The sequence below is a fragment of the Klebsiella sp. K-Nf6 genome (assembly GCF_002806655.1).
GTDB lineage: Bacteria > Pseudomonadota > Gammaproteobacteria > Enterobacterales > Enterobacteriaceae > Klebsiella > Klebsiella variicola.
The window spans coordinates 1-260 of sequence record NZ_PIBN01000072.1; the positions used below are offsets into that span (position 1 = coordinate 1).

1 pseudogene is annotated in these 260 nt (G+C 58.1%); it reads right to left on the minus strand.

From position 1 onward, the window contains the following. Window positions 1–260, minus strand: a pseudogene (locus tag CWM61_RS28685) (spore coat protein CotH); the annotation flags it as partial.

Consider the following 260-nt stretch of genomic DNA (forward strand, 5'->3'; position numbering starts at 1 on the left):
CGCCTTGAAAATCCATTTGTCCTTCGGCACCACATCGCCGATTTTCAGGCTGACGCTTTCGGTGTGCGCCGCGTCGGCAAACAGCTCGAATTTCATGTTCTTTTTCGGATATCCCGCAGACGACGCCCCCTGAACCTTGAAGGACACGTATGCCGTGAACATCTCCCCGTCGACGTCCACCTTTAAGGTGCCGTTAACCGGGTTGTCCTTGCTGGTCGGCGCGCCGCTGTCGGAGGTCACGTCCAGGCGAATCAGACCGC